Genomic DNA, 21,666 nt, shown 5'->3' on the forward strand with positions numbered 1-21,666 from the left:
TCATCGCGAACAAACATAGATTCCGTTAGAGTCAGCAGATTTGAAATAGAAGATTTGAGATTGATCCAAACGGTCCGTCGCAGGATGGACTCGATGCACGTCGATATTCTGATTAGGCTAGTGATACCGATCTGCCGCCCGCCTCCACGGACCATCTCCTTGATGAACGTTTATCGAATCGCACTGATCCTGGCCCTGCATCTCGCTTCGGGTGTGATCGCCCAGGCCGACGTGACGGACTTTGGCACCTGGTCGCTCGTGGAGGACCCCGCCCATCCCGGATTCAGTGCGACGGCCCACGGCACCTCCGCCACGCTTTCTGCCGCAGACCTCGCGATTCCTGCCGGAACCGACATCGGCTATCAAAGTGTCAACGGATCGACACCGCAAACTTCGACGAGCGGATTTTACTTCCGTCCCGACGCCGACTTTTCGCTGGCGATCGATTACGCCTGGACCTTCTCCAACAGTCCGTCGGGTTTCCTCGGCCTCGGTTTCGGGATCGGAGAAGACAGCGACGGAATGAATTCGGCGGGCGTCGCGATGGGAACCTCCAACGGCTCGCCCTTCCTCTCTTTCGGCGGTGCCGCGCGGATCAACGACGTCGACCAAGCCCCCGTGGCACTCGGCGGAAGTCTGTTTCTGAACCCTTCGTCTGCATCGGGCACCCTGTTCGTCGCCTACCAAGCGTCCAGCGGCGACGTGACCGTTGGAGCCGCGACAGCCGTCGACGCGGCCGCCCCAACGGTGTCCCATACCTACACGGGGATTCAAAACCAGTGGTCCGGCGATGACTTGATGACCAGCTTCTTCATCCGCAGCGACGAACGAGCGCCACTGAGCGCCTGGGGTGGGGGGAATGCGGATGCCGTGTTCAGCAACTTTCGCGTGCTAAACGGCAACCCGGTCGCGATCCCCGAGCCATCCACCGCGGTCGCGACCCTGTTTTTGGTTCCCGTATTGATCTGTCGACGAACTCGCACGGGCGTTCGTCGTCGCCGGTAAGCGCCTCGATCTCGCCGTCCGGATTCACGACTCCGGTTCCTCGTCCGTCGATCTCACGAACGGGTTGGAATGCGAGACATTTCGTCGGCGGTGTTCGGGGTGCCCCTCGTTTTCAAACGTGAACGAACGGTATTCGCCCGGATGCTCCGCCAACGATTGCAACTCCGCCGCGACCGTTTCCGCTTGATAACCAAGCGACGACAGTCCGATCCAAAAGACCAGCATGCAAAACGCAGTGGCAGCCAGACAGATCGCGGAGTGGGAAAGCGTAATGATCGCCGCAAAGAAGCGATCGCAGTGTGCCGCATTGGAAATCATCAACAGCACGACCACAAACGAAGCCGGAGCGGCGAGAAAGCAAAGCGGCCCCAGAAATGCGTAGCAGACCAACACGGTTGCCGCAATCGCGGCGATCATCTTCAACTTCACGCCGACACAGCCCCAATAGCTCGGGATCTCCTCGCCAAAGTAGGCCATGCACAACTGCAACGAAAACACCCAGCAGGCGAACACGGCGGTCAGGAAAGCCAGTCCGGTCGCGATCAATAGCCAACCGGTCGCACCAATCTGAATCACATCAATCATTTGAGTTCCGATTTCTCAACGCGTCATAGTGACTCTCGCGCCACGTCGCGACCGCTCGGGTTTACAATCGCCGTCCGTTTCCATGCCGACCATTCGGCTCAAAAAGATAGGACGGGATTTCCTGTCGCCCAAACGCTGCCCTCCCAGGCTCTCCGCGTCGACGTTCGGATTGCCACGTCAACCTTCATAATCGCCCCAAGTGTTCCCCGGATCCTTTCATGGCCCCCACCACGCCCTTGTTCGGCTCGTTCATTTTGACCCTCACACTGACGGGTTTCACCCTCCATGCGGCAACCCCGGCAGGTCTGGTCGGCGATGGCATTGCCGATGACACCGCGGCGATTCAAGCCGCCGTTGATGCGAAAACCGGATCGATCGAGTTCGGGCGTGGGATCTATCGGCTCACCCAAACGATCACGATCGATTTGGACCGTGTTGGCTGGACCAGCTTGTCCGGAAACGGCGTCGCACAATTCAAAATGGAAGCGGGCGGCCCCGCATTTCGGTTCGTCGGAACCCACGGCGGAACAGCCAGTCCGCCGACGGTCAAGCCGAACGTGTGGGATCGACAGCGGACGCCGATGGTCGACGGCATCGAGATCCTAGGTGGTCATCCGGACGCCTGCGGAATCGAAGCCGACGGCACCATGCAATTGACACTCACTCGTGTCGTCGTCCGCAAAGCCAAGCATGCCGTTCACCTGACCGGACGCAACCGCAACGTCACGCTATCCGAGTGCCACCTGTACGAGAACGCTGGCATCGGTGTGTTCTTGGACCGTTTGAATCTGCATCAAATCAACATCGCCAACTGCCACATCAGCTACAACGCCGGTGGCGGCGTCGTTTCGACGGGAAGCGAGATCCGCAATTTGCAGATTGGGACCTGTGACATCGAAGGCAATATGGGTGATGCGTCGTCCACGCCCACCGCAAACGTCTTGCTGGATTCCACCGACACCTCCGTCGGCGAAGTCGCCATCGTCGGTTGCACCATCCAGCACACCCACGACGCCCCCGATTCGGCAAACATCCGTATCAACGGCTGGTCCAACGAACGCCCCTTCACCGACGAACGCCGCACCGGAAACATCACGGTCGCCGACAACGTGCTCTCGGATGTCCAGACGAACATCGACATCACCGGTGTGCGAGGCATCACGATCACCGGCAACACGATGTGGAAAGGTTACACGGCCAATGTCATCGCAAAGAATTGCCGACAGGTCGTCATGACCGGAAACCTGTACGATCGCAACCCGCGCTATCACTATGGCGACGGGGCCAAGGCCAAGCTCGGCGTGATGCTGGAAGACTGCCGGGACATCACGATCAACGGCGAACACTACGGCGGCGAAGTCCTGGAGCATCGCGCCGCCCTGCAACTGCGCCACTGTGACGGAGTGAACATCCATGGTTGCAGCTTTGCACGAGTCTCCCGCGCCGGCATCCTCGTCGATTCCGTCCCGTTCGGCCAGATCTCCGGCTGCTTGTTCACCGGCATCGCGGACATGGCCACCCCAGTCGAACAACAAGGGACCAGCGACGTCGACGCCCAAACCAATCGCTTCCGCAGACTGCCGTAGAGCCTCGCACCAGGTGAAGAAGTCACCCTCCCGTGTGGAGGTCGTGCAGTTTGAAAGTCACCCTCCCTGGCAGCGAGGGGAGGGTCGCTTTAAACCGCACGACCTCCGTAACCACGGTGACACAGGCGTTGGAAAACCGCGCCCCCGCCGACAACGCGGGCACCGAACTGTCGAGCTCCGCCCACGTTGCCGCGACTCCTTAATGGACCGACGGTCGACTAAATGAGACTTGGTCGCTAGGATTCCCAGCGTGCCAGCAGGCGCCAGCGTGCCCTACCAACCGACTCAGGAGACGAGAGTGTTCAAGAGGCTTGCCGTGACCAGCGTAGAAAAACAGGGCGTCCGCGCTCGGGCCGGGGCGTTGGGGGTGGGGCTGGCGTTCGTCTGGTTCGCCCTGTCGACCACCGGATGCGGCAAACCGACGATCGCGTCTCGGGAAAAAGCTCCGTTGCCGGTGACGGTGATGACGCTTTCCAAATCGATCCCCCAATCCTCGTATTCCGCTTCGGGAAGTGTGAAATCGTGGAAAACCGAAGACCTCGGGTTCGAGGTGTCCGGACGCGTCCAGTGGGTGCTTGAACCGGGGGAAGACATCGACGGTCGCCTGGTTGATCCCCAGGACAAGACCAAAGTCATTATGGAAGGAACGAAACTGGCGCAAATCGAGCCCGCCCGCTATGAAATCGCGTTGCAGACGGCCGAGGCGAATTTGGACGTCGCGTTGCTGGGGAAAGAAGAGATCGAGATCCAGCTGGACGAATCGCTGCCCGCCCAAATCGAGTCGGCTGAAGCAGATTTGGAGTTGGCGAAAGCGGAATTCGATCGCATTGAAAAACTGGCCAGCCGCAACGCGGCGTCTCAAAGCGAATTTGAGCAAGCCAAGAATCTGGTCGCCACACGATCCGCCGCGGTGCTTTCCTTGTCGGCCAGCAAGAAACAAGCCCAGGCGCAGCTGAAGTCGGCCGATGCGCAAATCAAGCGGGCCAAGCAGGCGCTTCGCGACGCCCAACGTGATCTGGACAACACCGTCTTGTACGGATCGTACCAGGGTCAGATTTCGAAGGTGTCGGTCGTGCCCGGCAGCGTGGTCTCGGCCGGTTCTCCCGTGTTGACCCTGCAGATGACCAACCCGATCAAGGTCGAAGTCGAGTTGTCTGCATCGCAGTCTCGCAAAATGCGAAAGCGTCGCAGTTTACCGGCTTCGTTTGCCCTGCCAGACGGTTCGCGCCGTGAAGCAACGGCGTTCGTTTACAACATCGACCCGAGTGCGGACCCGACGACTCGAACGTTCACCATGACACTGCTGATGCTCAATGAAAAGTTTGCCGACCAAGTGGCCGGCCAGATCGACGAGCGGCGTGTTGCACGCTCGGAAGACCTTTGGCCGATCCGGCTGAACCAGATGATGGGGACGAAAAAAGGGGTGATTCTGGTGGAAGAAAAATCGATCCGGAACGACGAGGCGGGCGATTACGTGTACCTGGTGACCAACGCAAAGCATGATGAAGTCCTGCCGCCGATCCTGAAGGTGCGGCGTCAGGGCATCGTCAAGAACGATTTGCTGATTCCGTTCTTAGGCAACTGGTCCTTTCAATCGATCACGTTCGTCGATTCACAGGGGCAGCCCGAAACCGTCGACCCCGACTCTCTGTACGTCGGATTGCTCGAAGACGGCCGACCGCCCGGACCGGAATGGGATGGAGAATCGGTCGTCCTGGACGGCGGGTCACAGTGGATGCTTCGGCCCGGTGACCTGGTCGACATCGACCTATCCGAAGAAGGCACTGAACTCGGGTTTCACGTGCCGGTCGAAGCGATCTTTCAAACGTCGGACAAGTCATCGCTGTTTGTCGTCCGGAACGGACGCGTCGACGAGATTCCGGTCACGCTCGTCCCCAATGACAATTTGGACGAAGGGTCCATCATGCAGGTGCAGTCGCCCAAGCTGAGCGAAGGCATGCAGGTGGTCCGCGACGGCGTGCATTTATTGCGAGACGGCCAAACGGTCAATGTCGTCGGCCAAGCACCTGTTGCGATGGAGGCGAACTAGGACATGCCTGCTTCAACGCCATCGTTGCCATCGTGGTCACTTGCATCGCTCGCGGTCCGCTATCGCCCGATCGTCTTTTCCCTCGTCCTGCTCGGCCTGGCAATCGGGGCAACCACGTTCGTGACGATTCCGCGCCGCGAAGACCCCGAATTCACGATTCGCGTCTGTGTCGTCTCGACCTCCTGGCCCGGCGCCTCGGCCGTCACGGTCGAAGAACTGATCACCGACAGAATCGAACAAGACCTGACCAGTATCGAGGAAGTCAAACTGACGCGATCGACCACGGTGACGGGCCGGTCGACGATCTTCGTCGAACTGGAAGACCAGATCGCTCCGGACAAGATTCAAAACGTCTGGGACAAAGTCCGCGCCCGCGTCGACTTGGTCCCGATGCCCTCGTCCGACGTGCGTCCAATCGTCAACGACGAATTCGGCGATACCGCGGTGCTGGTGCTGGCCGTTCACCAAATCCCTTCGGGCGGTCGAAAGACCATCCGTCCCCAGGATCGATACTCGCCACGCGAACTCGAACGCTTCGCCGAAGACGTGCAGGACGCATTGCGGTTGCTGCCTGGGGTGGCCAAAGTTGAGATGTTTGGTGAACGCGAAGAAGCGATCTACATCGAGACGGAGATGGCGAATTGGGCACAGATCGGACTGACCACCGCCCAACTCGAAACGCTGGCCCAAGAACGAAACATCATCCAGGCCGGCGGCGAACTCGACACCCGAGCGGGTCACTATTCCGTCAAGACAGGCGGAGAGTTCAATGCGGTGGAAGAGATCGCGCAAATCGCCAGCACCGTCCGCACCGACGACGGGGACAACAGCGTTCCCCTGACAGAATTCGGGCTAACGATCCAGCGCGGGTACGAGGACCCGGCCAGTTACCTCTGTCGCGTCGGCGATGCATCGGGGGCCACCGGCGCGGTGATGCTAGGAATCACGATGAAATCGGGGGCCAACATCATCGATGTGTGCCGCGATTCCAAGCAACGCGTCCACGAATTGACCGAACTGCAACAGCGTTTGCCGCCGGATGTGGCCGTGACGGCCATTTCCGATCAATCGGAAAGCGTGACGAAAAAAATCCGCGATGTCATCATCAACGTGGTCGAAGCGGTTTTGATCGTGATCGCCATCGTCTATCTCGTGGTCGGTTTTCGAACCGCGTTCGTGATGGCCGCCAACATCCCGATCGTCGTGATCCTCTCCATCGGCGTGGTTGCGGTCTTCGGCGTCCAATTGGAACAGATCTCGCTCGCCGCCTTGGTCATCTCGCTGGGCTTGCTCGTCGACAATGCCGTGCAGGTCTGTGACCAGGCCCGGACCAATCAGATCGCCGGCATGGCACCCTTTCCCGCGGCCATCGACGGTGCCAACACGCTGGCCATCCCGATGCTGGTCGGCACCCTGACGACGATGGCGGCGTTTGTCCCGATGCTGTTTTCGCTCGAAGGAGGCGGTAAAGAATATGTTTACAGCTTGCCTGTGACCGTCTCCACCACCCTGGCGCTCAGTTGGTTGCTGGCGATGACCTTTTGCGTGATCCTGGCCGGGCTGTTTATCCGTGCGCCTCAGGACGATCAAACCGGATCGCCCGTCGTGTCCTGGTTGCGGCGACTTTCGACACATTTCCCACGTTTGCGACGCCGGCGCCCGGTCGCATCCGGAGAACAGCACGGTGAACCGGAACGAGCCGGCAATCACGCCTTCAATCTCTACACCCTCGTCGGTCGCAGGGCCGTTGATGCCAAATGGCTGACCGCCGTGGCCACTGCGGCGTTGGTCGTCGCGATCTTGATGTTGCCCGTCAGTTCCGAATTCTTTCCCGAAGCCGCCGGAACCCAATTTGCGGTCAAAGTCATCCTGCCGGAAACCGCCACGATCGGGCAAACCGATGCGACGGCTCGCCGGGTCGAATCGATCCTGCGAAAACTCAGCCGCGGCCCCGGCGAGGATTTCGATCGATTGAGAGCCTACCGGACCCTGGTCGGCGGCGGCGGCTCACGATGGCACCTGGGCTGGGATCCCGAACCACAGTCACGGTCGTTCGCCGAAATCTTGGTCCGCACCACCGACAACGCGGTGACGAAAGCGTATGCCCAGCGTGTCCGCGACGTGGCCGAGCGCGGCGATGCAGCGCTCGGGATTGCCCCCATCGTGGGCGCCAGGGTCGTCCCGGTTCAATTGGCACTCGGACCGCCGGCCGACCCGCTCGTCCTGCGCATCGCCGGAAACGGTTTTGCCGACCCCACCATCCTCCGCAACACCGCCGATCGCCTCAAGCGACTCGTCGCAGAACAACCCGAAACTTGGGATGTAAATGATTCCTGGGGCGTCGACGGCTACCAGATCCGGGTCAATGTCCATCAAGACCAAGCCGTGCTCGCCGGCGTCACGAATTCTCAAATCGCCAAAACCCTGACGTCCTATTATTCGGGATTGCGATTGACCACTTTTCGCGAAGGTGACCATCAAGTTCCCGTCTACTTTCGCCTGCGGGCCGGCCAGCGCGAGTCGATCGCCGGGCTTCAAGAGTCCTACGTCGAAGGAGATCGCGGCAAGGTTCCGTTGGCATCGATTGCCAGTTTGGAACCCACGTTTGAACTGGCCCGAATCGAACGTCGCAAGATGAACCGCACGATCGAGGTCAGTTCCAGGATGGAACCGGGAGTGACGGGGAACGACGTCGTGTCACGCATCTTAAAGTCCGACGAGTTGCAGCTGATTCGCGACAGCCTGCCAGCCGGCTACACCATCGAACCCGGCGGTGCCTATGAGGAAAGCGCCGAAGCGGGCGGGCAAATGATGATGTCCTTTTTGATCTCGTTCTTGCTGATCGTGTTGTGCTTGATCTTTCAGTACAACGGCTGGTCGAAACCGTTGATCATTCTCTCCACGTTGCCGTTGGCGTTGGTGGGTGCCTGGCTGGGCCTGTTCCTGTCCGACAAGTCATTGGGATTCATGCCCCAGTTGGGAATCCTCGCGCTGTTCGGAATCGTACTCAACACGGCCATCATCTTTGTCGAGTTCGCGGACATCTTGATCACACAAAAGGCGACCGAGAAACAGGGCAACGGCACCGCCGACGGCCCCATCCTGGGCCTGTCGGTCGATGAGTTTCGCGACTGTCTGATCGAGGCCGGCAAACAACGCATGTTGCCGATCTTCCTCACCACGGCAACGACCGTCGGCGGGTTGATCCCCCTGGCGCTCAGCGGAGGTCCACTCTGGGAAGGTCTGGCGTGGTGCATGATCGTCGGCTTGCTGCTGACGACCGTCCTAACACTTTTTGTCGTTCCCGCCTTCTATGCGATCCTGGTGGAAACGTTCGGCGTCAGCCCGGTGGTGTTGCCGACCGCGGAAACCGGAAATCCACCATCCAACCCAGTGAGCCTTTGAAACATGAACTGGCAACGGGCCAGACGCCCTGAACAAAAAGCCGAACGGATCTCAGCGATCCTCGATGCGGCGGCCGAACTGTTTGACGACAACGAGTTCGATACGATCTCCATGCGCGACGTGGCCAATCACGCGGGACTCGGAAAAGCCAGCTTGTACCACTACTTTAAAACCAAAGAAGAAGTCTTTCTAACCTTATACCGTGAAGAGCTTGGGCGTTGGCTGGAAAGTGTGACGACGGGGCTCGGGCGACTGCGGAAACCGACCCCCAAACGAGTCGCCGAGGTGCTGACGTCGGCACTCCAGCGGCACGAGCGGTTCTGTCGTTTGAAGGTCCTGTTCGCATCCGTCCTTGAACGGAATCTGTCACCAGATTTCTTGATCGAATACAAACGCTCGCTGGTGGGGCCGGTCGAAGCATTCGCCGCCACGATCAAGTCGGTCACGCCACACTTTTCCAGCGCTGACGCGAAAGCGTTTGCGTTTCAGCATCATGCCTTGGTGGCCGGACTTTGGCCGATCGCCAACCCCTCACCCCAGGTCGAATCGGTTTTGCAGGCGTTCGAATTCCAAGGCTTCCGCACCGAGTTTGCTCCCCTGTTGACTCGAACCTTCGTGAACCTGCTCTCGCCGATCGACTGATCCGCTGGCCTTCGTCTTGCCCCCATCGTCTTGCCCCCCAACCCACACACCCTACCCCGGGCGATGTTCCCCAACCCGATCCACCACCCCACGCGGTGGACCACGCCCCTCCGCATCGGGTGACACGGCCGCTACATTCTCGCCTCGCCGCTTCTGTCACAGGCAAATTTTGGCGCCTTCGGCGATCGGATCGGATAACCTAGTGCTGCGTCAGCGCCAACTGTCCGGGTTGCGTTTGTCGAGCGGAAGAGTGCTTCGCATTGTTGGTAGCTGCCCCCTTTTCCGCAGCTCTTCTGTCTTCTCCTGCTTCGCTCATCGATTCGCCTCCATGATGCCCCTTCTGCACCAAGCCTCGGCGTCTCGAAATCGCCGCCGTCACGATCGCACGATTCGACGCCAACGCCTTTCCTCACGGATCGAGCAACTGGAACGGCGTGACTTGCTGGCTTTCGACATCAGTCTTTTCGCGGACATCAACCAACAAGGTGTTTCGTCAGTCATCGACAACGTGGTGGAATTCAAAGGCCAGGCCTTCTTCGTCGCCGATGACGGACGCAGCGGAAGCGAACTTTGGAAGAGTGACGGCACGCTCGATGGCACCCGCCAGGTCGCCGATTTGTTGCCCGGTGTGGATGGATCCCTGCCGGAAGACTTGACCGTGCTGGGGTCAGAACTGTTCTTCACGGCGCTTGACGAACTCGGCGAGACCGATCTTTGGAAAACCGACGGCACAACCGCCGGAACGAGCTTGGTGTTCGATGCCGATGCCAATGGAGCCTTTTACCTTCGCGACCTGACGGCATCGGGCGGCAAACTATTCTTCACCGCCTATCAATACGAATCGGGTTACGAGTTATGGGTCCACGACCAGACCCTCGGCGGGACGATCCTGGTCAAAGACATCAATCCGGATCAAAGCATCATTGACCGGCCGAGAGAATTAACGGACGTCGACGGCACGCTGTTCTTTACCGCCTACGAAAACGGCTATTACAATCGCGAGTTGTGGAAGAGCGACGGGAGTGAGGCGGGGACCATGATGGTCAAGGACTTGGCGATCGACATGAGCGATCCGTTGAATCCGGATCCCTCGCTCAGTTCCTACCCGACGTACTTGACCAACGTCGACGGCGTGCTGTTCTTCGTCGCGGAAGACCCCGTCAACGGCGTAGAACTGTTTCGCAGCGACGGCACGACCGCAGGCACCCTGCAGGTTGCCGATCTCCATCCGAACGGGTCCTCGTACCCCGACGACCTGACGGCATTCGACGGCCATGTTTTCTTCTCTGCCGATGACGGGGTGACGGGCCGGCAATTGTTCAAGAGCCAGGTCGCGACGGGGACCACCACGATGGTCGCCAACACGGCCGGCGGTAACAATCCCTCCAACCCGACCGATCTGGAAGTCGTCGGGCAAGAACTGTTCTTTGCCGCCGAGGGAGCCGTGCCGGCGAGCACCGTTAGCGCCGACGCCCCGACGCTGTTGGCCAACAATTCCATCCTCAATGGAGCAGCCTGGGCCGGCATCGTGACAGGCCTGACCACCGGCCCCGATCGCGGCAACCTCGCCAGGTTCGGAGGCAACGGCGTCTTCACCGCCAAGCCCCAGACCAGTGCCAACGACGGTCCCGGCTGGGTGGCCAACGGTGCAAAAATCGGCGACGCGGGTGTGGGTCTTGAAACTCTCGCGCTCAACGATTTTTATCTCGCCGACATTGACTCGGGTGACTTGGCCAACGACTCCTGGGAATGGACGGTTTCAGATGCCGCAGGTCTGACCAATCTCGCGTTCACCGGATTTGCCTCGGGGAATCAATTCGATGAACCGCACGAAGGCTTGGTCTTTGAACTGTTCCTCAATGACTCGACGACCCGAACGTCGCTGTTGGAGGTGGCCGGCGACGACTTGGACAACTGGTTTGCCGGGCGATCGGCCAACAACATTGCGATCTCCCATCCGGGCGGCCCCACCATCACGAAGGCCACCATCCGCATGACCATCGGACGCGACGGTGCCCCGGCGTTTGCCGACGGCGGCTCCGAAGCGGTTGTCGTCAACGCAAAACTGACCGCCGAACTGTCGCCGATGACGACGGCGCGGGTACCGGTCGGCCGCGAACTGCACAAGACCGATGGAACCACCGCCGGCACGGAACTGATCGACGATTTCGTCACCGACGGCAGTGCCAATCCGAGTGGTTTGACCGAGTCGGGAGGCTTGCTTTACTTTTCCGCCGATGAACCGGTGGGGTCCGGTCGAGAGTTATGGGTCAGCAACGGCACGCAAAGCGGAACCATGCGATTGATCGACTCGCAGCCCGGCAGTGACGAGTATGGGGCACCGCTGGATGGTGATCCGCAAAACCTCACCGACATCGGCGGAACGTTGTTCTTCACAACACTCGACGAGACGGCAGATCGCGAACTCTGGGCCAGCAACGGCACCGCGCCGACGACCCGCCCCATCGCCAACATCAATCCCGGCACGCAGTCGGCCGATGTCCAGCAATTCACTCCGGTCGGCGACCTGCTGTACTTCGTCGCCGACGATGGGATCAACGGCGAAGCGGTTTGGAGGGCTGACCCGACCGCCCAAACGCTCACCCTGGTCGCCGACATGACCCCTTCGTCCATCGACTCGGTTTCCGGGCTCGCCAAATTCGGCAGCGGTGTTGTGTTCTACAACTCCATCGCCGGCTCCGGCGGCGGGATGTATTACCACGACGGTTCCCAAACCATTGAGTTCATGGCCGGAGTTCCCGTCGCCGTCACGTTGGATGGCACCATGTTCGTCGAAAACCAAGCGGACAACCGGGTTTACTTCGTCACCAATGACGCGACCAGCGGCGAAGAACTCTGGAGCAGCGACGGGACCATGGCGGGAACCGCGATCGTTCAGGATTTGAACAGCGGAAGCACAGGCAGCGAGCCGTCAGAACTGACGTCGTTCAATGGACAGATCTACTTCGCTGCCGATGACGGCAACTCCGGACGAGAGCTCTTTGCGGCGAGCGCCGGCGGTGGAATCCAAATGGTCCGCGACCTCAACCCGGGCGCCATCGGGTCCGACCCGCAGGAGTTGACGGTCAGTGGCGGCAATCTATTCTTCGCCGCCGATAACGGCAGCAACGGGCGAGAGCTGCACACCTCGACCGGGACCCAGCTGGACATCCACCCGACCGGATCGTCCAACCCCAACGCACTGACCGACATCGGCGGTACCCTCTACTTTGCCGCGGACAACGGCGTTGATGGGACCGAACCTTTTCTGTCCGACGGCACCGCCGCCACCCAAATCGCCAACGTCGGTCCGCTCAGCAGCAGTTCCAACCCCAGCGGGTTCACCGAGGCCGGCGGTCAAGTTTACTTTGCCGCCGAGCAATCCAACCGCGGCGCACTGTTGGAAGTCTTCTCCGGCATCACCGGGACACAACTGGCCAATTTGATCGCCGCGCCGAATTACCCCGATGCCCCAGACTCGATTGCACTGCTCGACTCCTTCGAAATCCCGACCAATGTCGCCGACAACTACGGTGCCCGCGTGCGCGCGTACTTGACCGTGCCCACGACAGGCGACTACACCTTCTGGATTGCTTCGGACGACCAAGGTTCGCTGCTGCTGAGCACGGATGACAACCCGGCCAACGCAGCTCAGATCGCTTCGGTCCCCGTCTGGACCAGCTCTCGACAATACGACAAGTACCCCAGCGATCAACAGTCGGCGCCGATCTCCTTGGTCGCCGGACAGGTGTATTACATCGAAGCGTTGATGAAGGAAGGCACCGGCGGCGACAATTTGTCGATCGCCTGGTCCGGCCCGGGAATTCTCGGACCGACCGTGATCGGCCAGCAGTACCTCACCCGCTTCGGAGTCGCGCCCACGGACCTGGGCAGCGGACGTGAACTCTGGATCACCGACGGAACGCCCGCCGGCACGGAACTGGTCGCCGACATCCAACCGGGCCTGCCAAGCAGCAACCCCGAACCCAAAGCCTCGACGGGATTGAGATTGTTGCTGAGTGTGACCGATGACGGGCCCGTCGGGCGGGAGCCCTACAGCAGCGGAGGCACCGCGGCGAACACCTCGCTGATCGAAGATCTGAACCAGGACCTGCGATTCGGAAGCCGACCCGAAGGGTTTCATCCCTTTGGCGGCGATTTCCTGTTCGTCGCCGATGACGGCCTGATCGGAAACGAACTCCATCGATTAACCGCCAACGCACCGGTTGCTCCCGATGTGGAAGTCGCCGCGCCGCCGGGCGTCTATCCGCCGGTCGGCCAGCAACAACGCTCGATCGTTGACTCGATCAGTTTGGTCTTCGACGAAGAAGTCCTGGTCTCGGAGACGGAGTTCGAATTGACCAACCGGGACACGAACACCAAGATCACGTCGCTGATCGTCAACTCCACCTTTCAAAACGGCCAGACGATCGTTGAACTCACGTTCGGTCCCGGTCCGTCGGTGATCTCCCGTGATCCGTCCGGCACAACCGGTTTGCTCCATTCGTTGGCCGACGGGAACTACCAGCTGACGGTGCCGGCGGCGGCAATCGAATCGGTGCAGACGGGATTGGGCCTGGCCGGCGATTGGGTGCACGGCGAAAACGCAGCCGACCAGTTTTTCCGATTCTATGGTGACAGCGATGCCGATCGGGATGTCGACGGCCAAGACTACGGACGCTTCGGACTGACGTTCCTTCAATCAGCACCGGGCACCTACAATCCGGATTTTGATTTCGATGGTGATGGAGACGTCGACGGTCAAGACTACGGCCGATTCGGGCTTCAATTCCTGCGCCGCCTCGACCACTCCTGACGACGGCCGCAACCCGGCACTCACACCTGCCAGAGCCCGTGTTGGATGCCACCTTGGAAGAAGATCGCGCACTTCCCGTGACCGGGGAGCTCCATCGGCGCAACCGCGACCTCGCCCCCGGCTTTCTCGGCCGATGCGACCGCGGCATCAATGTCATCGACCAGCATGTAAGGCCGAACGATGGGCGTCTCGGTTTCGTGCATCGGAGCCCGCACACCAATCTTTCCCCCGCCGGCTAACGTGGCCGTGCGCGCATTGCCAAGCACCGGATCGCCGGGCTCGAACGCTACGCCATGGAGTTGGGAAAGCGTCTCGCACACGACGTCAACGTCCGGCGTGACGAACTCGAGATAGTGGACTTGCATTGATTTCCTCGCTCCATTGAAATTGGTTTGAACACGTCAAGCGTGAGTCGACAACATTCCGCCACCACCGCTTCGTCCAGTTTTACGGCAACGTCGAGTTGCTGGAATTGCTGCGACAACGCACGGGACTCCAATTGAACGAGTTCGGCGATGAAGAAGCAAAGGCCCAGTCATGGGGGGACCGGCATCGACGGTTGAGCCGGCGTCATCGCGACGTTTTGTTGCGAGACTGCGGCGGTGCGTAGGCTTCGTAGCTCGGGGCGTCGTACATGGAACGCAGTTGGTCGTACGTTTCGTGAAGTTGCTTGCGGACTTCCGCGTATCCCTCATCGGAATAAACATTTCGCATCTCGGCGGGATCCTTGACCAAATCGAACAGCTGCCATTCATCAGTCCACGGAAGGTAGAACAGCTTGTGCGTGTGTGTCCGAACGCCGAAGTGTTGCGGCACGGCGTGCTCACCGAGCTCGTAGTAGGCGTAATAGACCGAATCGCGAATCTGTTGATCGCTGTCCTTGAGCACCGGCATGATCGACGTCCCTTGAACTTCGTCGGGAGTTTCCATGCCGGCCATGTCCAAGAACGTGGGGGCGTAATCGATGTTTTGAATCAATGCCGTCGGCTTCGAGCCCGGCTGAACCACGCCCGGCCAGCGGATCACAAAGGGCATGGTGAACGACTCCTCAAACATCCATCGTTTGTCGAACCAACCATGTTCGCCGAGATAAAACCCTTGGTCGGACGAATAGATCACGACGGTGTTGTCAGCCAATTGGTGATCGTCCAGGTAGTTCAACAGTCGGCCCACGCTCTCATCGACTGCCTTGACCGTTTCCAGGTAGTTCTGCATGTAACGCTGGTACTTCCAACGCACCAGTTCTCGATGATCGATCTTTCCGGCTTTGTAGTCGTCGATGAAGGCTTTGTTCTTCGGCGCGAAGTGCGCGTCCCACGCCTTCTTTTGTGCCTCCGTCATGCGGTTGTATTCCGGAGTGCCGTAAGACCGAAACTCGGGCAAGGTGACGCCCTGCATCTCTTCCTTGCGCAGCTTTAAATCGTAGGCCCACGTCATGTGCCGATCGATTTCCATTTCATTCTTCGGCAACGTTCGGCTGCGTGTGGCATAGTCGTCGAACAAGTTGTCCGGTTCGGCAATGGTGACTCCGTCCAGCGTTCCGAGGTGGCGAAGGGCGGGCGCAAACGTTCGGTGCGGTGCCTTGTGCTGGCACATCAATAAGAAGGGCTTGTCGGCCTCGCGATCGTCGAGCCACTGGATCGCTTTGTCGGTCGTGATGTCGGTGGCGTATCCGTCAAACCGTTGCTGCTTGCCGTCCATCGAGATGAAAACCGGATTGTAATAGCTGCCTTGCCCGGGCAGGATGTCCCAATAGTCGAAGGCGACGGGATCCGTTTTCAAGTGCCACTTGCCGATCACCGCGGTCTGGTAACCGCCACCGTGCAAGGACTTGGCGACGGTCCATTGAGACTGGTCGAACCCCGCGCCGGTATTGCGCAAGAAACCGTTCTTGTGGCTGTGTTTGCCGGTCAGGATGCAAGCGCGTGAAGGGCCACAGATGGAATTGGCGCAAAAGGAATTCCGAAACAGGGCACCTTCGTTGGCGATACGATCGATATTGGGTGTCGGCGCGACCTCCGCGAGTCGACCACCGTAGGCCGAAATCGCATTCAAGGCATGGTCGTCGGAAAAGATGAACAAAATGTTCGGTCGCTCGGCGGCGAAGGAGGGGGCGAGCGATGCCAGGGTCAGGATCGCCAGAGAAAGGATTCGTCTCATGAAACAGCGTACTTTTCATCGGGGGTGGTGGAGTGGCGTGAACCGATGGAAGGGCGAACCACCGAAGGCTGGTCGCGTCGATCTGTCCATTTTCGCTGCAACCAGTCTAACAACCGGCACGCGATCGCGGTCGCAGCTCCGCCGCCTGGCGATAGACGGCAAGCACGACGGACACAATCTTGACACGAACGGAGCGCGAGGGAGTGGATTATCCACTTTTAGCGGAAGGGCGCGAGCCCTCCGGTGTTTTGGCAAAGATGAAGAACCGGAGGGCTCGCGCCCAATACCGCTAACAATAAACACCCCGCTTGACGTCAAATTAGATGGCATGGGGCTTGCGCCCCGCAGCTAAAACCTCATCAAACACAAGAAATAGATGCTTCACAGCGTTCCCGTTGGTGCCGCAACCGGGCAACGATGTTGCGAACGGCCGCTACTTTCCGATCTACCGGCCCACCTTTTTTGATCTTTCTTTGCCTGGTAATGTTGCGTCGGTCGGCGGCCGAACCAAACTCGTCCGCATCCTGTCAGCCAAGCGGTGGCTGGAGCGATCAACCATGCATTCAATGAGGAGAAAAGGAAGAATGGACGCTGATAAATTTGATGGAATTGCCCGTACAGTCGTGATTTCCGGGATCGGATTGGTCGCCCTGGTGCTGGCCGCCCAAAAGTTTCTGTTTTAGAGCGACCGTCAGTAGTGGACGCCCCCAAGTTGCTGTCATGCCACCCCAGGCGAGATCCGTTCGACCTGACGAAGCACATCGGCGAAGGGGATTTGTTCACAGACCCCAAAACTGGCGTGCCGGGACAGCCGCGAGCGGATCATCTGCGGTGAAGACAGCCCACACAAAAACCGCGCCCTTTGTCGCGCGGTCGCGAAATGGTCCGGATACTGCCGACAGACCTCGGCCAACGCGCGCCGCACGCCGTCACCGATCTCGCGATGGCTGATCGGAGGAATCGTGTGGGGACCTTCGCCGAGGCAATGGCTGCAAACACCACACGCTTCATCCATCACTTCGCCGAAATGTTCGGCCAGCCGACGTGACTGGCAACTCGATGCGCTTGCGATCGCGAACACGTCTTCCAGCCTCGACACCTCCGACTGCTCACGACCGACCACTTTTTCGAAATACTGGTCGGCAATGACCTTGGGATGTTCCAGCCGCCGTTTCCAACGGTACCCGTGAACCAAATCGCTGACGTTGACTTCGATCCAGTTTTGCGCCGCCATGAAGTCGATGGCTTTCACGATCCGCTGCCGATCTTGCCCGAGTGCCTTGGCCGCCGTGACGGTATTGAGTGAGAACCACTTCCGCGCCTTGGTCAATTGACCGAGCAATCCTGCCAGAAACTCACGTCGCTCGCCATCAAAGTTGCTCAAGATCGCGCGAGAGGTCACCAAGGGGTGAATCTTGTACGAATCGTAACGCGGCGACGTCGCTTGCAAGTAACCGTCCAATTCCAAATACGTCAGCAACGTGCGGACGACAAGGATTCGGATGTCGGTTTCGAACGACAACTTGTAGTGAGAAATGAAAAATTCGTCGGGTTGGCCGTGACAAAAATCGATCATTCGTCCCACGCTGTGACGACTGGGGGTATCGCCATAGGTGAAATTTTCCAGCACCACACGATCTTCGGGCAGCAGCAAGAGTTCACAAATCGACTGCCCACCGTCACGTCCGGCACGTCCGATCTCCTGGGCGTAGGCCTCCAGCGACTTGGGCGGATTGTAGTGATAGACGTAGCGAATGTTTGCTTTGTCGATCCCCATCCCGAAGGCGATCGTCGCGACGATGATGCCGTCGTCCGACGCCAGAAAATCCTGCTGGATCGTCGCCCGCGTCTCGGCATCCATCCCGGCGTGGTAGGCGGTCGCGGGGATGCCATCGTCGCTGAGTTGCTCGGCGATCCTCTCGGCCGTTTTTTGTTTCGAGACATACACCAACGTGGCGCCACGCGGTCGCGACTCAACGCGATTGCGGAGCGTCTCGTAGTGGTCGGCCGCAGTGACGACGGTGCTTTTTAGTTGCAAATTGGGACGATGAAACGGAGTACGGATCGCATCGTCGCGTTCAATCGCAAAGGCCTTGCGAATGTCCTCCAACACCGCAGGCGTCGCCGTCGCGGTCAGCGCCAGAATGCGATCGGCGTTGAGCGTGCCGGCCAATTCGGCGAGCTTCAAGTAATCGGGACGAAAATTGTGCCCCCACTGACTGATGCAATGTGCCTCGTCGATCGCAAACAGCGAGACATTCAACGAGCCGACCGAGGCGAGAAATCGTTCGTTGAAAAACCGCTCCGGGGCGACGTACAGCAGACGGATCGAACCGTCACGGATTCCCCGCATCGCATCGCGAAATTCTTGCTCGGTCAAGGAACTGTCCAGACGGGCGGCGCGAATTCCACGTGCGGCCAAGGCGTCACACTGGTCCTTCATCAACGCGATCAGCGGCGAAACGACGACCGTCGTGCCGCGGAGCATCTGGCTGGGCAATTGGTAACACAGACTCTTGCCGCCCCCGGTCGGAAACACCGCCGCGACATTCTTTCCGGACAACAGACGCCCAATCACCGCCGCCTGACCGCTGCGGAACTCCGCCAATCCGAATCGGTCCCGCAAAATCTGACGTGCTTCCCCGGCCAACTCCGATTCAGCCAATGTCATGGTCGTTCCTTGTATACTGTGCCTTCGGCTCAATCATCCACCCAGCATGCCTCCCATCCGATGCTAAGGTTTACCAACCCCGCCATGAAATCAATCCCGCTACGTTCATTTTTCTGCTCGCTGGCCGTGATGCTGCTGGCCTGTTGCTGGCACGTAGAAACCTCCGGCCAGGAAACTCCGCCCAACGTCGTGATCATCTTCATCGACGACATGGGCTATGCCGACATCGGCCCGTTCGGCGACACGGGCTATCCGACGCCGAATCTGGACCGCATGGCAGCCGAAGGTCGCAAGTTCACTGATTTCTGCGTCTCATCGGCCGTTTGCAGCGCTTCACGCTCGGCCCTGATGACGGGGTGCTACCACAAACGCATCGGTATTTCTGGGGCACTGGGCCCGAAGTCAAACATCGGGCTGAACCCCAACGAAACGACGATCGCGGAATTGTGCCGCAGCAAAGGGTATCGCACCGCGATTTATGGAAAGTGGCATCTGGGACACCACCCCAAGTTTCTGCCCACCAATCACGGCTTCGACGAGTACTACGGGATCCCGTACAGCAATGACATGTGGCCACTGCATCCGGCCACCGTCGCCAAACGTCGCATCGATCCCGACGCGCCGAGCAGTTGGGCCGAATTGCCGATGATCAAGGACACCCAAATCGTCATCGACAGCATTCAACCGGCCGACCAACAGCAGATGACGAAGCAGTTCACCGAGCGGGCCGTCGAATTCATTCGACGCGATTCCGAAAAACCGTTTTTCCTCTATCTGCCACACCCGATGGTACACGTCCCGTTGTTTGTCTCCGACGAGTTCCGCGGCAAGAGTGGTCGCGGTTTGTTCGGCGATGTGGTGATGGAAGTGGACTGGTCGGTCGGCCAGATCTTGGACGCAATCGAGGACATCGGCGTCCAACGCAACACCCTGGTCGTGTTCACCAGCGACAACGGCCCCTGGCTTTCTTACGGCACGCACGCCGGCAAAGCAACGCCCCTGCGTGAGGGAAAGGGCACGATGTTTGAAGGCGGCTATCGCGAGCCGACGTTGATGTGGTGGAAGGGAAAGATCCCGGCGGGAACCACTTGCGACACCTTCGCCAGCACGATCGATTTACTGCCCACGATCGCCGCACTTGCCGACGCCGAACTACCCGATCATAAGATCGACGGCCACGACATCCGCCCCCTGATGTTCGGCCACAGCGATGCCACGACGCCACACGATTCGTTCGCATGCTTCTACAAGGGCGAATTGGAAGCCGTTCGAAATGAACGCTTCAAGTTGGTGTTTCCACACAAGTACCGCACCCTCAACGGACACCCCGGTGGCACCGGCGGGCTACCGATCGCCTATCAAAACAAGATGGCCAAGCGGGCGCTGTACGATTTGGACAACGACATCGGTGAAACCACCGATGTGTCGGCCGAGTTCCCCGACGTTGTCGCCGTTTTGGAAGCCGCGGCGGCCAACTATCGCAACGAGATGGGCGACAAGCTGACCCAAACCAAAGGGACCGAGATCCGGCCGGCCGGAAAGCTGGAACCGGGTGACGAAACCCTGCCGTTGGTTTGGTAACATGCTGGACCATCGGCTTCAATCCAAACTCGTCGATCTCTGTCACCTGCTCATCGACCAACGTCGCGCCAGAGTCATTGTCCCGCCTTATGATGCGAGTTCGGGGTTCTGGTTCGGCGGCGGAAACATGGCGGTCGGTCCCGATGGCGCTCTCTATTTAGTCGGCCGCTACCGCAATCACGGCGATTCACGAACCGGGTTGGCTGCGGGCAGCCGCGGGCTGGAATTGGCGATCTTTCGATCAAGCGATCACGGCCGATCATTTGAGAAAGTTTTGGGGTGGAGCAAACAAGAACTGTCGCGCCCCGAAACACCGGTGCTGTCGATCGAAGGCAGCGCGATCCGCTTTGGCGACGGTACGGTCGAGCTGTATGTTTCAACCGAAAAAGACCGAGTCGGCTATCCGGCAGAATTTCAACGGTTTCTCAAACCCGGCACCGGCGTTTGGTCGATCGATCGAATCCAGGCCGACGGCATCGAAGGCTTGAAGGACGCGGAAATCGTTCCCTGGCTGGTATCGAAGGAACCGGAGACGATTCACGTCAAAGACCCGTTTTTGTACCAGTCACCGACCGGCCCGTTGCTGCTGTTTTGCTCGCACCCGTTCAATTGGACCTCTTCCAACACGGGGTTCGTGGCTGCGGAAGATCGCGAGACGGCCGACACGGATGCCACGACGCGCTGCGGATCGGCGACGTTTGATTTTTTTCCTCGCGGCAACGTCTGGGACGTCGCGATGACTCGCGGAACGGCGGTCATCGACGTGCCGGCACTCGGTGCATTTCGCGGGAGGAACGTGCAATTGATGTTCTATGACGGCGGTGAATGCGTGCGCGATCACGCGCAACACGCCGAATCGGTTGCCCGCCCCCGCGGCCATTCGTGCGAGGAACTCGGCGGTGCCGCCGTGTTCCTCAACCGACGTTGGCAACAACCGCAACGACTGTCGCGGTACGAGCCCTTGTTTGTCAGCCCGTTCGGCACGGGGTGCAGTCGCTATGTGGACGTCTTGGCTCGCCCCGAAGGGATGTACGCCAGCTGGCAGCAATCACAACAAGACGGATCGCAGCCGCTTGTGTTCCACTTCGTCCCCCGCAGCGAAATCGAGTCCGTGTTGGCCTAGTTGCCACCCCCTCATCCTGCCACCCCATCGTTTTGTCCCCAT

At 59.6% G+C, this 21,666-nt stretch carries 13 protein-coding genes; 9 read left to right on the forward strand and 4 right to left on the reverse strand.

The features are described 5' to 3' along the window. Positions 1–162: 162 nt before the first annotated feature. Positions 163–1,005: a hypothetical protein gene (locus NZK35_RS12320; protein ID WP_259632837.1), complete on the forward strand. Its 843-nt coding sequence runs from the start codon at positions 163–165 to the stop codon at positions 1,003–1,005. A 24-nt stretch (positions 1,006–1,029) separates the two neighbouring features. Here the strand turns inward: NZK35_RS12320 and NZK35_RS12325 are convergent, their stop codons facing one another. After that, a complete protein-coding gene (locus tag NZK35_RS12325) occupies positions 1,030–1,590 on the reverse strand; it encodes a hypothetical protein (RefSeq protein WP_259632838.1) in 561 nt (186 codons plus the stop codon). A gap of 218 nt (positions 1,591–1,808) precedes the next feature. Here NZK35_RS12325 and NZK35_RS12330 point away from each other — a divergent pair, with 218 nt between their 5' ends. The 5 genes from NZK35_RS12330 (at position 1,809) to NZK35_RS12350 (ending at position 14,089) form a co-directional block, all read left to right on the forward strand. After that, complete coding sequence (locus NZK35_RS12330) at positions 1,809–3,176, forward strand: right-handed parallel beta-helix repeat-containing protein (RefSeq protein WP_259632839.1); 1,368 nt, start codon at positions 1,809–1,811, stop codon at positions 3,174–3,176. A gap of 316 nt (positions 3,177–3,492) precedes the next feature. After that, positions 3,493–5,226, forward strand: a complete 1,734-nt coding sequence (locus NZK35_RS12335; RefSeq protein ID WP_259632840.1) for an efflux RND transporter periplasmic adaptor subunit — start codon at positions 3,493–3,495, stop codon at positions 5,224–5,226. 3 nt (positions 5,227–5,229) lie between these two features. Further along, complete coding sequence (locus tag NZK35_RS12340) at positions 5,230–8,631, forward strand: efflux RND transporter permease subunit (protein ID WP_259632841.1); 3,402 nt, start codon at positions 5,230–5,232, stop codon at positions 8,629–8,631. 3 nt (positions 8,632–8,634) lie between these two features. Further along, the gene (locus NZK35_RS12345; protein WP_259632842.1) at positions 8,635–9,273 is read left to right on the forward strand and encodes a TetR/AcrR family transcriptional regulator; all 639 of its coding nucleotides are present in this window, start codon (positions 8,635–8,637) and stop codon (positions 9,271–9,273) included. A 328-nt stretch (positions 9,274–9,601) separates the two neighbouring features. Further along, positions 9,602–14,089 (forward strand): PA14 domain-containing protein, encoded by a 4,488-nt coding sequence (locus NZK35_RS12350; RefSeq protein ID WP_259632843.1) that lies wholly within the window; start codon positions 9,602–9,604, stop codon positions 14,087–14,089. 20 nt (positions 14,090–14,109) lie between these two features. Here the strand turns inward: NZK35_RS12350 and NZK35_RS12355 are convergent, their stop codons facing one another. Further along, positions 14,110–14,454, reverse strand: a complete 345-nt coding sequence (locus NZK35_RS12355; protein ID WP_259632844.1) for a VOC family protein — start codon at positions 14,452–14,454, stop codon at positions 14,110–14,112. A 205-nt stretch (positions 14,455–14,659) separates the two neighbouring features. Beyond that, positions 14,660–16,249, reverse strand: coding sequence for a sulfatase family protein (locus tag NZK35_RS12360; protein WP_259632845.1), 1,590 nt, complete (start codon positions 16,247–16,249; stop codon positions 14,660–14,662). A gap of 395 nt (positions 16,250–16,644) precedes the next feature. Here NZK35_RS12360 and NZK35_RS12365 point away from each other — a divergent pair, with 395 nt between their 5' ends. Beyond that, complete coding sequence (locus tag NZK35_RS12365; protein WP_259632846.1) at positions 16,645–16,932, forward strand: hypothetical protein; 288 nt, start codon at positions 16,645–16,647, stop codon at positions 16,930–16,932. A 35-nt stretch (positions 16,933–16,967) separates the two neighbouring features. Here the strand turns inward: NZK35_RS12365 and NZK35_RS12370 are convergent, their stop codons facing one another. Continuing rightward, positions 16,968–18,920: a RecQ family ATP-dependent DNA helicase gene (locus NZK35_RS12370; RefSeq protein WP_259632847.1), complete on the reverse strand. Its 1,953-nt coding sequence runs from the start codon at positions 18,918–18,920 to the stop codon at positions 16,968–16,970. 84 nt (positions 18,921–19,004) lie between these two features. On the opposite strand from NZK35_RS12370, the gene NZK35_RS12375 reads away from it, so the two are divergent. Both NZK35_RS12375 and NZK35_RS12380 read left to right on the forward strand, forming a co-directional pair. Continuing rightward, positions 19,005–20,501, forward strand: a complete 1,497-nt coding sequence (locus NZK35_RS12375; RefSeq protein ID WP_259632848.1) for a sulfatase family protein — start codon at positions 19,005–19,007, stop codon at positions 20,499–20,501. After that, the gene (locus NZK35_RS12380) at positions 20,473–21,624 is read left to right on the forward strand and encodes a hypothetical protein (protein WP_259632849.1); all 1,152 of its coding nucleotides are present in this window, start codon (positions 20,473–20,475) and stop codon (positions 21,622–21,624) included. The genes NZK35_RS12375 and NZK35_RS12380 overlap by 29 nt, the downstream gene beginning before the upstream one ends. The last annotated feature ends 42 nt before the right edge of the window (positions 21,625–21,666 follow it).

This window comes from Stieleria sedimenti, from assembly GCF_025060895.1.
Taxonomy (GTDB): Bacteria; Planctomycetota; Planctomycetia; order Pirellulales; family Pirellulaceae; genus Stieleria; species Stieleria sedimenti.